Raw genomic sequence first — 13,520 nt, forward strand, 5'->3', positions numbered from 1 at the left:
CTGTGATTGCGCGCCAGTCTGCGACCCGATTAAGTCCCTGTCCATGTTCGCACGCCTGGTGTTGCTGCTGCTGCTCCTCGTCGTCGGCTCCTGTAGCGGGGACCTGCCCAGCAGTTCGGTAGATGACGCTCCGGCCGAACGCGCCTTCGGGCTGCTGCGATCGTCGACCTCTCTCGTCGCGCTGATGCGCGACCGCGACATCCGTCCGCCGGACCTGTCGATGCCTGATCCGTTGCAACAGCTCCAGCGCGAGCTGGCCAAGAGCGACCCGACGGGCGCCTTTGCCGGCATCACCTACGACCTGACACGTGGAAACACCCTGGCCGTCGACTGGCTCGTGCAGACGCCCAACCGGTGGGGCCGGAAGGCCGACGACCTCACCTGGTTCGCCATGGGTTGCAAGGAATGCGAGCCCGACATCTCACTGCCCGCCTGCGCCACCGATGCCGATTGCAACGGCGGCACCTGCACCGCGATCTGGCCGCGCACGCCCGGGCGGCGCGCATTAGCGCGGAAAGTGTGCCTCGGTCATTCGGACGCCCTTCCGGTCAGGATCCACGACCTCGTTGCGAGCGCGCGAGAGAGCGTCGACATCGTCGAACTGCAGCCTGCGCCGACCGGGCGCTTCGCCGCGGCGCTCAGGGCTGCGATTGCCGAGCTGGCGTTCAGTCGCCGCCCGGTCGAGGTGCGTTTCCTGATCGGCCAGTTCCCGCCCACGGGCGTCGATGCCGCGGCATTCCTCGAGGAACTGGTCGGGACGGCGCGGGACATACCGGGCTCGCGCGTGACGGTCAGCGTCTCGGCGATGCGGAGCTGTACGGTGCTCGAATCCTGCAACAGCTTCTCGTGGAACCACGGCAAGTTCATCGTCGTCGACCGGCGCGAGGCCATCGTCGGCGGGCATAATCTCTGGACCGAGGACTATCTCACCGACAATCCCGTCCACGATCTCTCCATGCAGGTGAGGGGGCCGGCGGCCGCCAGTGCGTCCCGCTTTGCCGACCGGCTATGGCGTTATGTCTGCGCCAATCTCGATCACAAGGAGTCGATCTCGCTGGTGAGCTACGTGCCCGGTCAGAGCGGGTTCGGGCGAAGCTGTCCGGGCGCCGTCGCGACACGCCGCGCGCCCGCGGGCACGGGAAGCGTCGAGATCATGGGCATCGGGAGGCTGGGCGCCGGGATCACGGAGGACTTCGCCAACCAGAGCGAACTGGCGCGCGATCTGATGTTCGGTGCGGCCCGCAAGTCCATCCGCGTGTCGCAGCAGGATCTCGGATTCCGGCTGGGACGTTCCGACACGCTCTTCCCCGAAAGCGCGCTGGACCGGATGATCGACCTGATGGAGCGCGACGGCGACGTCTATGTCGTCCTGTCCAATCCCGGGTCGATCGGCAATGGCGGCAGTCCTTACTACAACGACGTCCCGCTGCAGGTATTGGCCAGGCGCCTGAAGGACAACGTGCAAAAGCGCATCGATACGGCCGATCCGCGCTCGCGCTACGCCATCCGCAAGGGGCCCGATCCCGTGAATGCGATGCTGTGCAGCCGCTTCCACCTCGCGCCGTTCCGCTTCGGTCCGGATGAGTCCTGGCCGGGCGGCAAGACCATCGCCAATCACTCCAAGCTGTGGATGGTCGACGACCGCGTTTTCTATATCGGCTCCGACAACATGTATCCGGTGAACCTGCAGGAATTCGGATACATCGTAGACGACCGCAAGGCCGTCGATACGCTGATCGAGTCCTACTGGAATCCGCTTTGGCAATGGTCGAAACGCGTCGCGGTGTCGGGTGAGGGCGTCGAGAAGTGTATCTTCCGCGAAATAATCAAATAACCGAAGTCAGGCGCCCGTCAGGTGGCGCCGCCATGTTCCGGGCATGAAAAATCACATGAAGTTGCTGATCTCAAGTCTCGTCCTGATCCTGCCGATCGCCGCGTCGGCTGCCCCGAACGACGCGGCTTACTGCAAGTCGTTGGCCGCGACATACGAAGGCCTCCTCATGAAGAGAGGCGCCGGTCGTGGGGGACTCCAAAACGGCGTCGAGACCAGCCTGGCGCTCGATCAGTGCAAGAACGGCAATCCCGCAGGCATTCCCGTCCTCGAGCAGAAGTTGCGCGACCTCAAGATCGACCTGCCGCCGCGCGACTGATGGTCGGGGGCGCCTAGGCGCCGACCGGATCGATCGGCGTCACGACACCCTCGCAGGCCTCGATCACCTCGCCGGCATCGAGGCAGAGGTCCTCGCGGTTGCGCATCGACATGATCTGGACGCCGGTGCGCAGCTTGCCGTGGTTGCCGACCGGTACGGCAAGGCCGGGCAGGCCGAGCAGCGGCGCGATCAGGGCGGAGCGCATCGACTCCAGCACTTCGCGCTGGCCGTCGGGCGTGATGTCGGCCACCTGCTTGGGCGGCAGGTCGCACAGGGTCGGGAAGATGACCAGTGGCCATTGCTGGAAGAAGGTCATCCAGCGGAAGGCCAGGGCCTCGCGCTCGGTCAGCGCTGCGACATAGGTCGCGAGATCGACCGGCTTGTGCACGGAGAGCCAGGCCTGCATGGACGAGATGCCGTCGGGATCGCCCATCTTCTGCATGGTGGGCCACAGGCCGCCGAACACGTCGGTGACGCAGATCTGATGCCACAGCTCGACGCCGCGCTCGATGTCAGGCGGTAGCACTTCCTCAACGACGTAGCCGGCGCCGCGGAGATGCTTGCCGGCCAGCCGCACGGCCTCGACCTGGGCGGGATGGCTCTTGCCGCCCGGCACTTCCGGCACGATCGCGACCTTGATGGGGCGCGCGGGCGCGGGGCCGCGCATCGGCACGTCGTTCCAGCGCCAGTCGCGCCGGTCGCCGCGCGCCATCGCTTCAAGAGCGAGCCGGGCGTCGCGCACCGTGCGGGTATGCGGACCCTGGGTCGCCATCAGGATGGCGCCGATGGGGCGGCCCGAGGCGACGCCCGTTGGATTGAAGGCCGGGATGCGGGCGAAGCCCGTGCGAAGTCCCACTACGCCATTGCAGTAGGCCGGGATACGCACCGAGCCGCCGATGTCGTTGCCATGGGCGATGGCGCCGATGCCAGTTGCCGTCGCCGCGCCGGCGCCGCCGCTCGAGCCGCCCGGCGTCACGCTGGGGTCCCGCGGGTTGAGCGTGCGCCCGTGCAGGGCGTTGTCGGTGAAGATGCGCATCGAGAAGGCAGGCGCATTGGTGCGGCCGACGATGATCGCACCGGCATGCTTCAGGTTGGCCACGACCGGGCTGTCTTCCTGCGCGATCAGGTCCTTTAGCGGGATGACGCCATTGTCGGTGGGCAGCCCCGCCTGGTCGACGTTGATCTTGGTGGTGACCGGGACGCCGTGCAGCGGCGGCAGGGCGTGGCCGCGAGCGCGGGCGGCGTCCGCCGTCTCGGCTTCGGCACGGGCTTCGCTCTCCAGCACGCGGACAACCGCGTTGATGGCGGGATTGACCTTGTGCAGGCGGCCAAGAACGGAATCGACCGCCTCCCGGGCCGAAGCCTGTCCCGTTCGGATCAGGCGCGCCAGATCGGTCGCGTCGTACTGCCAAAGCTCCATCTCAACCCTCGCTCAACGCTACTTGGTTTTCCGATGGGAAGAAGATCATGTTGCCGTCTCTGTCCGCAATGCCGAAGTCGATCACCGCGCTTTCGATCGTGTCACATGCTTCTGGAAGGCGAGAAGGGCGCGGGAGGGGAGGCGGTCGTGGCGGCGCACGAAGACGGTCTGCACGCGTGCTTCGGCCGCGGGCAGGCGGTGCGCGCGGACCTGGCCGCCGCGCCATGCGGGGCCGATCAGGGCGCGCGGCATCAGCGTGATGCCAAGCCCGGCGGCCACGGCCCCCAGGATTGCCTCCAGGGTGCCGAACTCCAGCCGCCGCAAACCGACCACACCGCGTCGCGACAGAAGTTCCTCCAGGCGCTGGCGATAGGAGCAGCCGGCCCTCAGGATTATGAGTCGAAGGTCGGGCCACTGCAGCGCTGCCGCAAGCGTCGTCACCGCCGGCGCGCTGAGGAGGGCGAGCTCTTCGCTGAAGGCCGGCGTCGAGACGAGTTGGGGATGCACGACGGGTCCGCAGACGAACGCGCCCTCCAGCTCGCGGCCAAGAACGCCTTCGACCATTTCCGCCGTCGTGCCGGTCCGCAGCACGAAGTCGACCCCCGGATGGGCCTGCACATAGGAGGCGAGCAGGGGCGAGAGCCGCAGGGCGGCCGTGGTCTCCAGCGAGCCTATGGTGAGGGTGCCGCGCGGCGCGCCATCGTCGCGTGCGGCCCGGCTGGCCTCGTCGAGCAGCGCGTCGACCCTCGTGGCATAGGGCATCAGCCTCTCGCCAGCCGGCGTCAGGCGGGCGCCTGCCCGGCTGCGCTCGAACAACAAGACGCCGAGCGCTTCTTCCAGGCGCCGCACGCGCTGCGTCACGTTGGACTGGACGGTGTTCAGTTCGCGCGCCGCGCGGCCCATGCCGCCGAGGCGGGCGACGGCTTCGAAGGTGGCGAGGTCCCGGGCATCCATACCATCAGAATATCAGATGATGTCGATTAGTATAAATCGCTGATTGGAATGCCGGGGCGTGGCCTAGACTGGCGGCACAACAAGGAGAGAACAGCCATGCAATGGCAGGACCGACGCCTTCTCGACCTCTTCGGGATCGATCACCCCATCCTCCAGGCGCCGATGGCGGGCGTGACGTCGCCGCAAATGGCGATTGCGACTTCCGAAGCCGGGGCGCTGGGATCCATTGCCGGCGCGATGCTGAGCCTCGACGGCCTGCGCCAGGAATTCCAGATGGTGAAGCAGGGAACGTCGCGGGCGTTCAATGTGAACTTCTTCGTGCACAGGCCGCCGGCGGCCGACGCGGCACGCGACGCGGCCTGGCGCCGGAAGCTGGCGGGCTACTACAGCGAACTCGGCGTGGCGGCGGATGCGAAGGGGCCGTCGCGCGCGGCCTTCGATGCCGCGGCCTGTGAGCTGGTGCTGGAGTTCAAGCCAAGGGTCGCCAGCTTCCATTTCGGCCTGCCCGACAAGACCTTGATGCAGCGCCTGAAAGAGGCCGGAATCCTGGTCATCGCCTCGGCGACGACGGTCGAGGAGGCGCGCTGGCTGGAGGGCGAGGGCGTCGATGCGGTGATCGCGCAGGGCGCCGAGGCCGGCGGCCATCGCGGCATGTTCCTCAGCGATGACGTCACGCGTCAGCCCGGAACGATGGCGCTGGTGCCCCAGGTCGTGGACGCCGTGAAGGTTCCGGTGATCGCTGCCGGTGGCATCGGCGATGGCCGCGGTATTGCGGCAGCCCTGGCCTTGGGCGCGGCCGGCGCCCAGATCGGCACGGCCTTCATGCTGGCGCCGGAGGCAAAGACGGTGGCTCTGCATCGGGCAGCACTCCGGAAGGCCAACGACAACAGCACGACGCTCACCAACGTGTTCACCGGCCGTCCTGCGCGCGGTATCGTGAATCGCATCGTGAGCGAGGTGGGACCGATGAGCACGGAAGCGCCTTCCTTCCCGTTGGCTGCCGAAGCGACTCAGCCACTGCGTGGCCCGGCGGAGGCCCGGGGCTCGACTGACTTCACGCCGCTCTGGAGCGGACAGGCACCAACCCTGGCGCGCGAGATGCCGGCCGGCGAGCTGGTGAAGACGATGGTGCGGGAGACCGAGGCCGTCCTCAAACGCGTGCGCGCATGACGGCGCCGAAATCAGGCGCCTGCCGGCGGTCGTCTGCCCCGGCGTGACGCGGCGCGCGACTCCGCGGCCTGCGCGTTGCGCACATGTTTGCGTATCAGCTTGATGAAGGCGCGGGCCGCCGGCAGCAGCGTCCTTTCCCGCTTCCAGGCCACGCCCATTTCGACCGACGGCAGCTTTCCCATCCACGGCAGATCCAGCAGCGCGAAGCGGCCGGCGGCCAGGCCGTCGGCAATCTGTGTTGGATGGCCGAGGCTGATCGCGTCCGTTGCCGCCACGATGTCGCTGGCGCTGCGGAACGACGAAACGGCGATCGACGGCAGCACGCCGCCACCGCGCTCGTCGATCCTCATGCCGCTGTCGATGTCGGCGATGAAAGACATGCGGGACAGGGAGATGCCCGGCATCACGAACGGGTATTCGCGCAGGTCGTCCGGCGTTGGTTCGGCCTTGGCCAACAGCGGATGGCCGGTGCGGCAGAAGTAGACACCCTGAAGGACCCCCAGACTCTCGACACGGAGCGAGGGCATGTCCCGCAGCGCGAGAACGTCGGCCACCGCGAAGTCCACCTGGTCGGACATCAGGGACGACAGGGCGGCCGTCCATTCGCGCTCCAGAATCTCGAGACGCATCGAGGGATTCGCGTTGATGAGGTCGATCGCCGCGGGCTGCACCGCAATGTCGTCGATGTAGGCGCCGGCAACCACGCGCAGCCGCCCGCCGCGGCCGTCCCGCACGAGCTCGAGACGATTGGAGAGGGCCTCGGCGCGCAGGAGCAGCTCCTCGGCCATCCGGAGCGCATCCTCGCCGGCCGGTGTCGCAACCACGTCGCGATTTGAACGCTCGAACAGCCTGATGCCGAGCTCCCTCTCCAGAGCGGCGATGTTCCGGCTGAGGGTCGGCTGGCTGATGGCGAGTGCCGCCGCAGCCTGTCCGAAGTGCCGATGCCTCGCGAGCACGACGGCGTAGCGCAGCGACTTCAGATCGAGGTTCATTCCAGAACTGTATCGTTCGCGGTGTTGTTTTGCATCGTCCATGAGAACAGATTCCGCCGGATAAGCAGATTGGGGAACGCCATGACCAAGAAGAAAATTGGACGCCTGTTGTCGGCGGCAGCGTTGCTCGTCGGGCTCTCCGGCGGTGTGGTCCCGGCACGGGCCCAGGTGCCCGCGAAGCCCAACATACTGGTCATCATGGGCGACGATATCGGCTACTGGAACGTCAGCGCCTACAACCGCGGCATGATGGGCTACCGCACGCCCAACATCGACCGCATCGCGCGCGAAGGCGCGATCTTCACCGACTATTATGGCCAGCAATCCTGTACCGCGGGGCGCGCCGCCTTCATCACCGGCCAGTCGCCGATCCGCACCGGCCTGCTGAAGGTCGGTCTGCCGGGCGCTCCGGAAGGCCTGTCGGAGAAGGACCCGACGATTGCCGATCTGCTGAAGGGCCAGGGCTACATGACCGGCCAGTTCGGCAAGAACCACCTGGGCGATCGCAACGAGTTCCTGCCCACGGTGCATGGCTTCGACGAGTTTTTCGGCAACCTCTATCACCTCAACGCCGAGGAGGAGCCCGAGAACATCGACTATCCGAAGGATCCGACCTTCAAGGCGAAGTACGGGCCGCGCGGCGTCCTGAAATGCGTGGCCACCGCCACCGAGACGCCGGGCGAGGATTCGCGCTTCGGCAAGTGGGGCAAGCAGAAGTGCGAGGATACCGGCCCGCTCACGAAGAAGCGGATGGAGACGGTCGATGAGGAATTCCTCGGCGCCTCGCTCGATTTCATGGACCGCGCCAAGCGCGAGCAGAAGCCGTTCTTCGCCTGGGTAAACTCCACCCGCATGCACATCTGGACGCATCTCAAGCCGTCGTCCGAGGGCAAGACCGGACTGGGTGTCGTGGCCGACGGCATGGTCGAGCATGATGGCCAGGTCGGGCAGCTCCTGAAGAAGCTCGACGACCTCGGGATCACCCAGAATACGATCGTGATCTACACCACCGACAATGGCGCAGAGGTCATGAGCTGGCCGGATGGCGGCACGACGCCGTTCCGCGGCGAGAAGAACACCAACTGGGAGGGCGGCTATCGCGTGCCCGCTATGGTGCGCTGGCCCGGCCTGGTGAAGCCCGGCACCGAGATCAACGAGGTGTTCTCGGCGGAGGACTGGCTGCTGACGCTCACGGCGGCGGCCGGCGAAGGGAACCTCAAGCAACGCCTGATGCAGGGCGCGACCTTCAACGGCAAGCCGTTCAAGGTCCATCTCGATGGCTACGACCAGCGCGACCTCCTGAAGAACGGCACGGGCAGCGCCCGCAAGGAGTTCTTCTATTGGACCGACGATGGCGGCCTGGCCGGCCTGCGCTACGACAAATGGAAGCTGGCCTTCATGGAACAGCGCAAGCATGGTTTCGACGTGTGGCAGGATCCGATGGTGACCCTGCGCGTGCCGAAGCTGTTCGACCTAAAGGCCGATCCGTTCGAGCGCGCCGATCATGAGGGCATGGGCTATGGGCGCTGGCGCATCGATCGCATTTACCTGCTGGTGCCGGCGCAGACATACGTCACCAACTTCATCAAGACCCTGGTCGAGTTCCCGCCACGCCAGAAGCCTGGCTCCTTCAACCTCGAAGGTGTGCTGAACAAACTCACCTCTCCGCCGCAGGGCGCGAACTAGAGAGGGAAATGGGTGGGGAGAGGGCCCGGCCGTTCGCATCGCGTGGCGGACGGCCGGAGAGGCGTGTAGGACTGGGCACCATGACTTGCGTCGCTACAGCCGGCTCGCGGCACCCCGGGATGGTCTGGATTCCCGGCGGCACGTTCCGCATGGGCTCGGACCACCACTATGCCGAGGAGAAGCCCGTCCACACGGTCACGGTCGACGGCTTCTGGGTCGACGAAACTCCCGTCACCAATGCCGAGTTCCGGCGGTTCATCGAGGCCACCGGTCATGTCACCTGGGCCGAGATCGATCCCGATCCGAAGGACTATCCCGGCGCGCGCCCCGGGATGCTCAAGGCGGGCGGGCTGGTCTTCACGCCGCCGTCCCGAGCGGTCGATCTCGCCGACTGGAGCCAGTGGTGGCGCTTCACCTTCGGCGCCACCTGGCGGCGGCCCTATGGCAAGGGCAGCCATATCGGCGGCCTCGACGATCATCCCGTGGTTCAGGTCGCCTTCCGCGATGCCGAGGCCTACGCGAAATGGGCGGGCAAGGAGCTGCCGACCGAAGCCGAATGGGAATTCGCGGCGCGCGGCGGGCTCGACGGCGCTGAGTTCGCCTGGGGCGACGAACTCACCCCCGGCGGCAGGCACATGGCCAATACCTGGCAGGGCGCTTTTCCCCACGAGAACACCCGCGGCGATGGCTATGCACGGACTTCTCCCGTGAAGGCCTACCCGGCCAACGGCTATGGCGTGTACGACATGATCGGGAACGTCTGGGAATGGACGGCCGACTGGTATGCCGCCAGGCACGCGCCCGATGCCGCCAAGGCCTGCTGCGTGCCCGAGAACCCGCGCGGCGCCTCGCTGGAGCAGAGCTACGATCCACGTGACCGCGTGCGCATTCCGCGCAAGGTCCTGAAGGGCGGCTCGCATCTCTGCGCGCCAAGCTACTGCAAGCGCTATCGCCCGGCCGCCCGCCACGCCGAACAGATCGATACGACGACCAGCCATGTCGGCTTCAGGTGCATCATGAGGCGGACGCCCGGCGACCGCAGCGAAGCCGAGCCGGGCCCTCAGCCTCGTGCGTGAACGACCGCGCCAAGGAGCTGATCGACGAAGGCGCGCGTGATCGGGGCATGGGCCATCAGCAGGCGGTAGAAGAGGGGACCGAAGATTAGATCGAGCGTGAGGTCCATGTCCTCGGGTTCGACGATTGACCGGTCGGCGACGCAGCGCTCGAGCAAGGCACGCGTGGCGTCACGGTTGCGGGCGATGAATTCATTGCGAAAGGCCTTGGCGAGTTCGGTCTCTGACTGGGCCGCCGCCACCATGGCCGCGACGCTGCGCCCCGTCGGCGCCGCGAAGGCGTCTGCCAGGGCATGGAGCTGGGCGCGAAGGCCGGCGAGCGCGGTCCGGGGTGATTTTGAGGCCTCGTCGGCCCCGGTCGCTTCCAGGAACGCAGCCATCGCGACGGCGGGCGCGTTCGGCCAGTAGCGATAAATCGTCGGGCGACTGACGCCTGCCTTCTGCGCAATCGCTTCGATGGTGACCGCCGTCAGCCCGCCGCGTCCCAGCAGATCGCGCGCGGCGGCGAGGATGGCGGCACGGGTGCGCGGATCGCGGGGACGGCCGCGCGTGGGTGAGGCTGAGGAGGGTTGACGGGGCATCTATTAATATTACGATACGTAACGTAATATAACACAGGTGATGCCATGACCGCAAAGAGCGCGCCTTCGAGCCCGACCCTGCGAGCCCATATGACGGTGCACGATGCAAAGGCCGCCATCGACTTCTACGCGAAGGCATTCGGCGCCGTGGAACTGTTCCGCCTGGTCGAGCCGGCGGGCCGCGTCGGACATGCCGAGATCCGCATCGGTGACTCGGTGTTGATGATGAACGACGAGTATCCCGACTTCGGTGCGCAGAGCCCTGGCGCCATCGGTGGGTCTCCCGTCGCCTTCCACATCGCCGTGTCCGATGCAGACAAGGCCGTCGAGAAGGCCGTCGCCGCCGGGGCGACCCTGGTGCGGCCAGTGCAGGACCAGTTCTACGGCGACCGTTCCGGCATGGTCGCCTGTCCGTTCGGCTATCGCTGGTTCCTGGACGCAGCGAAGGAGGCGGTCGGCCCGGAGGAGATGCAGAAGCGCTGGACGAGGATGCTCGAGGGCGGCCAGGCCTAGGCTGCGACGCTCTCCTCAATCCAGGCCGCATAGGCCGGGGCGACGTGCATCATGGGGAAGGCGTGGATCGCCGGCACCTCGTAGGGATGCAGGTCGAGGATCGCGCGCTCGACGGCGGAGTAGTGCTCGTCGAGCGTCTTGAAGAGAATGCGGTATTCCTTGCCGGTCTCGAGGGCGCCCTTCCATGAATAGATGCTTTCGATCCGGGAGATCTGGGCGCAGGCGGCGAGCTTCGCTTCCACGATCGCCCGGGCGAGCGAGCGGGCTTCCTTGCGGCTGGCGACGGTCGTGACGACGGCAATGGCGGTCATGGCGGTATCTTCCGGTCCCGGCGTTACGCTTGTGGGCGGGCTGACGTAAACTGAGAAGGGCACTGGGTAGACCATTTTCCGCCGGGGCGGAAAGGGTGCAGCGCGACGCAGGCGGAGAAATCCATGGCAAGTTCGGCGGAACTGGAACTGTTCGAGACGGCGCTGGCCGAGGCGCAGAAGGGCTTCGACGAGAAGGGGATCCCCATCGGCTCGATCCTCGTCGAGGATGGCCGCATCGTCGGCCGCGGCCACAACAAGCGCGTCCAGGAGGGCGATGCCATCGCCCATGGCGAGATGGATTGCCTGCGCCAGGCCGGCCGCCGCCGCAGTTACCGCAACACGACGCTGTTCACGACTCTCAGCCCCTGCATGATGTGCTCCGGCACCATCGTGCAGTTCAAGATTCCGCGGGTGGTGATCGGCGAGAACCAGACCTTCGGCGGCAACGAGGACTTCCTGCGCTCCCGCGGCGTCGAAGTCGTGGTCCTGAACGACCTGCGCTGCATCGGCCTGATGAAGCGCTTCCAGGACGAGTATCCCGACGTCTGGGCCGAGGATATCGGCGAGGACGGCTGAGCCTCAGAAAAGGGAAGATTACTCGCGCCGCGGCTCCATCAGCGTTCAGTGAGGGCGAGCCTGGCGCCCAGCAGAACGAAGGCGCCGGCGAAGGTGCGGCGCATCCACGTCATGACGGACGGCCGCGAAATCACATGGTCGCGCATTGCGGCGGCGAACAGGCCATACGCTGCGAAGACCACGAACGTCATCAGCATGAAGACAGCGCTGAGCATCAGCATATGGGGCAAGGGCCGAGCTTCGTCCGCGCTGACGAACTGCGGCAGGAACGCCAGGAAGAAGATCGAGAGCTTCGGATTGAGAAGGTTGATCAGGATGGCTTCGGTCGTCACCTGCACGAAGCTGCGTGCATCGCTCTGGCGGCCGACGCTCAACGCGCCGCGCTCGCGCAAGGTATTCCAGGCCATGTAGAGAAGGTAGGCGACGCCCAGGTACTTCACGGTTTCGAAGGCCACTGCGCTGGCGTGCAGCAGGGCAGCCAGGCCCAGGATCGCCGCAGCCAGGTGGGGAACGCAGCCGAGCGTGCAGCCGAAAGCCGCCACGACACTGGCGCGCGAGCCGCGTGAGAGGCCGGCCGCCAGCGTGTAGAGCGCGCCGGTGCCGGGCGAGGCGACGATGATAAAGGATGTGATCAGGAATTCGAGGCTCACGGAACGACCCTCCTCAGAAAAGCGAGAAATACTCGCGCTGCTCCCAATCGCTGACCTCGAGCTCGAACCGGTCGATCTCGGCCTGCTTGAGCCGCAGATAGTAGTCGACGAAGAAGTCGCCCAGGCCGGCGCGCAGGACTTCGCTCTCCCCGAGCGCGGACAGTGCCTCGCGGAGCGTGCGCGGCAGCAGCGGCGCCTTTGCCTCGTAAGGCGTGTCGGCCGAAGGACCGGGGTCTAGCCTGCGCTCCATCCCGTCGAGGCCGCAGACGATCTGGCTCGCCATGTAGAGATAGGGATTGGCGGCCGGCTCGCCGACCCGGTTTTCCAGATGCGTTGCGGGATCGCCCGGTCCGCCCAGCACGCGCACCATGACGCCGCGATTGTCGCGGCCCCAGATGGCGCGGTCGGGCGCCAGGGAAAAGGGACGGTAGCACTTGTAGCCGTTGAGCGTCGGCGTGCTGAACGCGGCGGCCGCGCGCGCGTGTTCCAGCAGGCCGGCCATGTAATGGCGGCCGGTCGCGGATAAAGTCTCGGCACCATCGGCGAAGGCGTTGGCGTGCGTCTTGCGGTCGGTCAGCGACTGGTGCAGGTGCCAGCCGCTCGACATCACGTTGGCGAGCTTCGGCCGGCACATGAAGGAGGCGTGAAAGCCGTTGCGCTGGGCGATCTGCTTGGTGGCGCTGCGGAACAACACCATCGTGTCGGCGGGATCGAGGCCCGTGCCGGTGCGGAAGGTGAACTCGACCTGGCTCGGGCCGAACTCGACTTCCAGCGAACGAAGCGGCAGGCCGAGATCGACGAGGTTGGTGCGCAGGATCTCCAGGATCGGATCCATCTCGTCGTAGCGCTGCTCCGTCAGGTATTGATAGCCCTGGTTCAGCAGCGACACGTCGGGCGGTTCGCCCGGCTGGCCGGCATCGCTGGTGCCCAGCTTGGCTTTCTCGAGCTTGAACAGATGGAATTCGACTTCGAGGCCGGCGACGAAATCGTAGCCGCGGTCCGCCAGCGCCCCGAGCGTCCGGCGCAGGACCTGGCGCGTGCAGAGCGGCATCGGCCGGCCATCGGCGAAGTAGATGTCGCACAGCATCCAGCCGGAATGCGGCGCCCAGGGCAGGGCGCGGAATGTGGTCGGGTCGGGCAGCATGACCACGTCCGCGGCACCTTCGAGCTCCTTCATGCCGAAGCCGCCACCCGGCTGCCAGACCGGAAACACCGTGCGGTGCGAGGTGTCCTTCAACAGCATCGTCGTGGTGAAGCCGACGCCGTTCTTCAGCGCCGCGTCGACTTCGGCGGCCATCAGCGTCTTGCCGCGCAGGATTCCGTGCTGGTCGGCGAAGGCCAGCCGTACGACCGACATCTCACCGGCCTTCATGCGCCGCTCGGCCTCGCGTGTGGCGGCCTTGCGGTCCTCGGTCCAGAGGCCCGCGCGTTCGACCAGGCTCAT

At 66.8% G+C, this 13,520-nt stretch carries 14 protein-coding genes; 7 read left to right on the forward strand and 7 right to left on the reverse strand.

What is annotated here, in order from left to right; genetic code table 11:
• Positions 1–43 precede the first annotated feature (43 nt).
• Together Q0Q48_RS08715 and Q0Q48_RS08720 are read left to right on the forward strand one after the other, a co-directional pair.
• Positions 44–1,834, forward strand: a complete 1,791-nt coding sequence (locus Q0Q48_RS08715) for a hypothetical protein (protein WP_295136673.1) — start codon at positions 44–46, stop codon at positions 1,832–1,834.
• 55 nt (positions 1,835–1,889) lie between these two features.
• Positions 1,890–2,150, forward strand: coding sequence for a hypothetical protein (locus Q0Q48_RS08720; protein ID WP_295136675.1), 261 nt, complete (start codon positions 1,890–1,892; stop codon positions 2,148–2,150).
• Positions 2,151–2,163: 13 nt separating this feature from the next.
• On the opposite strand, the gene Q0Q48_RS08725 is transcribed toward Q0Q48_RS08720, so the two are convergent.
• A complete protein-coding gene (locus tag Q0Q48_RS08725) occupies positions 2,164–3,570 on the reverse strand; it encodes an amidase (protein ID WP_295136677.1) in 1,407 nt (468 codons plus the stop codon).
• A gap of 81 nt (positions 3,571–3,651) precedes the next feature.
• Entirely contained in the window at positions 3,652–4,524 is an 873-nt protein-coding gene (locus Q0Q48_RS08730) for a LysR substrate-binding domain-containing protein (protein ID WP_295136679.1), read from the reverse strand.
• Between the two features lie 96 nt (positions 4,525–4,620).
• Here Q0Q48_RS08730 and Q0Q48_RS08735 point away from each other — a divergent pair, with 96 nt between their 5' ends.
• Complete coding sequence (locus Q0Q48_RS08735) at positions 4,621–5,694, forward strand: nitronate monooxygenase family protein (RefSeq protein ID WP_295136681.1); 1,074 nt, start codon at positions 4,621–4,623, stop codon at positions 5,692–5,694.
• A gap of 11 nt (positions 5,695–5,705) precedes the next feature.
• Here the strand turns inward: Q0Q48_RS08735 and Q0Q48_RS08740 are convergent, their stop codons facing one another.
• Entirely contained in the window at positions 5,706–6,686 is a 981-nt protein-coding gene (locus Q0Q48_RS08740) for a LysR family transcriptional regulator (RefSeq protein ID WP_295136683.1), read from the reverse strand.
• A gap of 81 nt (positions 6,687–6,767) precedes the next feature.
• On the opposite strand from Q0Q48_RS08740, the gene Q0Q48_RS08745 reads away from it, so the two are divergent.
• Positions 6,768–8,372: an arylsulfatase gene (locus tag Q0Q48_RS08745; protein WP_295136685.1), complete on the forward strand. Its 1,605-nt coding sequence runs from the start codon at positions 6,768–6,770 to the stop codon at positions 8,370–8,372.
• A gap of 80 nt (positions 8,373–8,452) precedes the next feature.
• A complete protein-coding gene (locus tag Q0Q48_RS08750; RefSeq protein ID WP_295136687.1) occupies positions 8,453–9,448 on the forward strand; it encodes a formylglycine-generating enzyme family protein in 996 nt (331 codons plus the stop codon).
• Here the strand turns inward: Q0Q48_RS08750 and Q0Q48_RS08755 are convergent.
• Entirely contained in the window at positions 9,433–10,026 is a 594-nt protein-coding gene (locus Q0Q48_RS08755; protein WP_295136689.1) for a TetR/AcrR family transcriptional regulator, read from the reverse strand. The two genes, Q0Q48_RS08750 and Q0Q48_RS08755, sit on opposite strands and share 16 nt — an antisense overlap.
• A gap of 45 nt (positions 10,027–10,071) precedes the next feature.
• Here Q0Q48_RS08755 and Q0Q48_RS08760 point away from each other — a divergent pair, with 45 nt between their 5' ends.
• A complete protein-coding gene (locus Q0Q48_RS08760) occupies positions 10,072–10,539 on the forward strand; it encodes a VOC family protein (RefSeq protein WP_295136691.1) in 468 nt (155 codons plus the stop codon).
• On the opposite strand, the gene cutA is transcribed toward Q0Q48_RS08760, so the two are convergent.
• Positions 10,536–10,850, reverse strand: a complete 315-nt coding sequence (gene cutA, locus Q0Q48_RS08765) for a divalent-cation tolerance protein CutA (RefSeq protein WP_295136693.1) — start codon at positions 10,848–10,850, stop codon at positions 10,536–10,538. The genes Q0Q48_RS08760 and cutA overlap by 4 nt on opposite strands.
• 123 nt (positions 10,851–10,973) lie before the next feature.
• Here cutA and Q0Q48_RS08770 point away from each other — a divergent pair, with 123 nt between their 5' ends.
• On the forward strand, positions 10,974–11,426 hold the full coding sequence (locus Q0Q48_RS08770; protein ID WP_295136695.1) for a nucleoside deaminase: 453 nt from the start codon (positions 10,974–10,976) through the stop codon (positions 11,424–11,426).
• Positions 11,427–11,464: 38 nt separating this feature from the next.
• On the opposite strand, the gene Q0Q48_RS08775 is transcribed toward Q0Q48_RS08770, so the two are convergent.
• Together Q0Q48_RS08775 and Q0Q48_RS08780 are read right to left on the reverse strand one after the other, a co-directional pair.
• On the reverse strand, positions 11,465–12,076 hold the full coding sequence (locus tag Q0Q48_RS08775) for a LysE family translocator (protein ID WP_295136696.1): 612 nt from the start codon (positions 12,074–12,076) through the stop codon (positions 11,465–11,467).
• 13 nt (positions 12,077–12,089) lie between these two features.
• Positions 12,090–13,520 (reverse strand): glutamine synthetase family protein, encoded by a 1,431-nt coding sequence (locus tag Q0Q48_RS08780; protein WP_295136698.1) that lies wholly within the window; start codon positions 13,518–13,520, stop codon positions 12,090–12,092.

The organism is uncultured Reyranella sp. (assembly GCF_945957355.1).
In the GTDB taxonomy this organism is placed as follows: domain Bacteria; phylum Pseudomonadota; class Alphaproteobacteria; order Reyranellales; family Reyranellaceae; genus Reyranella.

Bases quoted from the DNA above. Each gene is read 5' to 3' on its own strand.
- Q0Q48_RS08715 (WP_295136673.1), top strand. From the start codon at position 44: ATGTTCGCACGCCTGGTGTTGCTGCTGCTGCTCCTCGTCGTCGGCTCC.
- Q0Q48_RS08720 (WP_295136675.1), top strand. From the start codon at position 1,890: ATGAAGTTGCTGATCTCAAGTCTCGTCCTGATCCTGCCGATCGCCGCG.
- Q0Q48_RS08725 (WP_295136677.1), bottom strand. From the start codon at position 3,570: ATGGAGCTTTGGCAGTACGACGCGACCGATCTGGCGCGCCTGATCCGA.
- Q0Q48_RS08730 (WP_295136679.1), bottom strand. From the start codon at position 4,524: ATGGATGCCCGGGACCTCGCCACCTTCGAAGCCGTCGCCCGCCTCGGC.
- Q0Q48_RS08735 (WP_295136681.1), top strand. From the start codon at position 4,621: ATGCAATGGCAGGACCGACGCCTTCTCGACCTCTTCGGGATCGATCAC.
- Q0Q48_RS08740 (WP_295136683.1), bottom strand. From the start codon at position 6,686: ATGAACCTCGATCTGAAGTCGCTGCGCTACGCCGTCGTGCTCGCGAGG.
- Q0Q48_RS08745 (WP_295136685.1), top strand. From the start codon at position 6,768: ATGACCAAGAAGAAAATTGGACGCCTGTTGTCGGCGGCAGCGTTGCTC.
- Q0Q48_RS08750 (WP_295136687.1), top strand. From the start codon at position 8,453: ATGACTTGCGTCGCTACAGCCGGCTCGCGGCACCCCGGGATGGTCTGG.
- Q0Q48_RS08755 (WP_295136689.1), bottom strand. From the start codon at position 10,026: ATGCCCCGTCAACCCTCCTCAGCCTCACCCACGCGCGGCCGTCCCCGC.
- Q0Q48_RS08760 (WP_295136691.1), top strand. From the start codon at position 10,072: ATGACCGCAAAGAGCGCGCCTTCGAGCCCGACCCTGCGAGCCCATATG.
- cutA (WP_295136693.1), bottom strand. From the start codon at position 10,850: ATGACCGCCATTGCCGTCGTCACGACCGTCGCCAGCCGCAAGGAAGCC.
- Q0Q48_RS08770 (WP_295136695.1), top strand. From the start codon at position 10,974: ATGGCAAGTTCGGCGGAACTGGAACTGTTCGAGACGGCGCTGGCCGAG.
- Q0Q48_RS08780 (WP_295136698.1), bottom strand. From the start codon at position 13,520: ATGAGCCTGGTCGAACGCGCGGGCCTCTGGACCGAGGACCGCAAGGCC.